Source organism: Ferrigenium sp. UT5, assembly GCF_045866295.1.
GTDB lineage: Bacteria > Pseudomonadota > Gammaproteobacteria > Burkholderiales > Gallionellaceae > Sideroxyarcus.
Genome location: NZ_BAAFRY010000052.1, coordinates 1 through 2,166, shown reverse-complemented (window position 1 = coordinate 2,166; position 2,166 = coordinate 1). Strand labels below are relative to the sequence as shown.

4 protein-coding genes are annotated in these 2,166 nt (G+C 56.6%); 2 read left to right on the top strand and 2 right to left on the bottom strand.

Translation table 11 applies throughout. From position 1 onward, the window contains the following. Nucleotides 1-283: 283 nt before the first annotated feature. Together ACKTSJ_RS11050 and ACKTSJ_RS11045 are read right to left on the bottom strand one after the other, a co-directional pair. Complete coding sequence (locus tag ACKTSJ_RS11050; protein WP_407900210.1) at nucleotides 284-577, bottom strand: type II toxin-antitoxin system RelE/ParE family toxin; 294 nt, start codon at nucleotides 575-577, stop codon at nucleotides 284-286. A 3-nt stretch (nucleotides 578-580) separates the two neighbouring features. After that, entirely contained in the window at nucleotides 581-829 is a 249-nt protein-coding gene (locus ACKTSJ_RS11045) for an addiction module protein (RefSeq protein WP_407900208.1), read from the bottom strand. 50 nt (nucleotides 830-879) lie between these two features. Here ACKTSJ_RS11045 and cas4 point away from each other — a divergent pair, with 50 nt between their 5' ends. After that, entirely contained in the window at nucleotides 880-1,503 is a 624-nt protein-coding gene (gene cas4, locus ACKTSJ_RS11040) for a CRISPR-associated protein Cas4 (protein ID WP_407900206.1), read from the top strand. Beyond that, nucleotides 1,503-2,039 carry a CRISPR-associated endonuclease Cas1 gene (gene cas1, locus ACKTSJ_RS11035; RefSeq protein ID WP_407900204.1) on the top strand — a complete coding sequence of 179 codons (537 nt, stop codon included), beginning with the start codon at nucleotides 1,503-1,505 and terminating at the stop codon, nucleotides 2,037-2,039. Before cas4 ends, cas1 begins: the two co-directional genes overlap by 1 nt. Nucleotides 2,040-2,166: the final 127 nt, after the last annotated feature.

Sequence of the window (2,166 nt, the reverse complement as noted above, 5' to 3'; positions counted from 1 at the left end):
GCCATATCCCGCCCGCAGAAGCTGAGGCACAATACTACCGGCAGTTAGCCAACAAGGATGCTGCCAACGTTACTTAAACCAAACAGCCTCCACGAAACTCGGGGCGATTCAAGGTTTGTCCGAGGCATGCCTTCTTGCTGGATTGTTTCGTCGCTTCAGGCCGGTTGACTGCCACCGAAGAGTTTGCCTAAACATCCCCTCGACTTCGGCGATTACACCGTCATAGTCGATGAGGCTGCTTTGCCGCAGGGCGTAACCCTGCAAAAAGTTGTCGGCTAATTCATCACCGTCGCCCCGCCCAATACGTTGGGCGGCGGCTTTGGTGGGCGATGGCAATGACTCTGATGGATGAGTCCTGAATTCGGAATATCAATGTGTACGGAAATCGTTTGAAGTACAACCTGTTTGTCCCTCGAAGACCGGGGGCACCGATTCCAGGCTGCCCGGCTGCCAGCTCAACGATGCGCCGCAATTCCTGGGTGAATGCGCGGGCAGGCACTGTGCCGCCATTTTCCCGATACCAACGGGTTGCTTCCTCGACCTCGGACAGTGCTTCCTCGTTGAACGAGATACGCATTGTTCAACGTGCTTTTTCGATAATGGCATCGAGGCGTGCAAACACCTCTTCCGCGGGTATCCAGACCGTCTTGCCTGCATCCATGTCGGCAACACGCCGGGCGATTTCTTCGTCCCATGCTTTGGCGATGGCTTCCGGTGTATCTTCTGGCTCGCCTTCGAGACTGACGATCAAACGATGGATCAATTCGCCCCGTTCATTCGGCGAGAGTTGCAGTGCCTTGTTTTCCAGTTCTTCCAGCATGGAGCCCATGATGTCCTCCGTTAACTTGATTGATGCGCGCAAATGATAGCACTGCCGCCATGAACGAGACAGACGACCCCATCATGTTTTCCGCGCTCCAGCACTGGAGCTATTGCCCGCGCCAGTGCGCTCTGATTCACCTGGAGCAAGCCTTCGAAGAGAACGTACACACCATGCGCGGCAATGCGGCGCACGAACAAGTGGACAATCCAGGATTTGCTTCGTTCGAGGGGGTGCGCAGTGAACGCGCTTTGCCGGTATGGTCTGATCGTCTCGGGCTGGTGGGCAAATGTGATGTAGTGGAGTTTCATCCCGACGGACAGGTTTATCCTGTGGAATACAAACACGGCAGAAAGAAATTGCAGGTGCATGATGACCTGCAACTCGCCGCACAGGCGATGTGTCTGGAAGAGATGTTCGGCAAACCGGTTTTGAAGGGGGCGATCTACCATCACACTTCTCGCCGCCGCCGCGAAGTTACCATCACGCCGGAATTGCGGAAGCAAGTTGAGGAAACCATTGCTGCCATCCGCGCCATGCTGGCCTGGGGAAAACTTCCGCCGCCTGCCAACGATGCGCGCTGCAAAGAGTGCTCACTGATCGACATCTGCCAACCGCAGGCGATTGCACTCTGTGCAGGGCACACCCAACTAGAGCAAACGCTTTACGAACCGGAGGATTGATGGCGCGCCAGATACTCAACACCCTCTACGTGATGACGCCCCACAGCTATCTCCATCTGGAGAACGACACCCTGCGTGTGGATGTGGAGCGCGAGAAGAAGATGCAGGTCCCGCTGCACCACTTGGGCGGCGTGGTTTGTCTGGGCAACATCATGCTCTCGCCCGCCCTGATGCACCGCTGCGCGGACGATGGCATCAGCCTAGTCCTGCTGGATGGCAACGGGCGTTTCAAGGCACGATTGGAAGGCGCGGTCTCGGGCAACATCCTGTTGCGGCAAGCGCAGCATCGGCAGGCAAGCAATGCCGCTTTTTCGCTGAACGTATCGCGCGCCATGATCGCGGGAAAGTTGCGCAATGCGCGCCAAGTTTTGCTGCGCGGTGCGCGCGAGGCTGCCGATGAGTCTGACGCCAAGACGCTTGCTGCAGCGGCCACCGCACTACGTGCTTCTGTGCGCAATCTGCCGCTTGCTGTCGATCTCGATAGCGTGCGCGGCATCGAAGGCGATGCCGCCAAAGTTTATTTCTCCGCCCACTAGTGTCCGGTTAAGAATCGAATAGATTCAGTTGGTTGCAGAGGCCGTTGTTTTCTTCCTGACCACTGATGCCCTGCAAAGCTTGTTGAATGGGCATTTTCTCGAACAAAGTGACCGACAGAATCTGTAG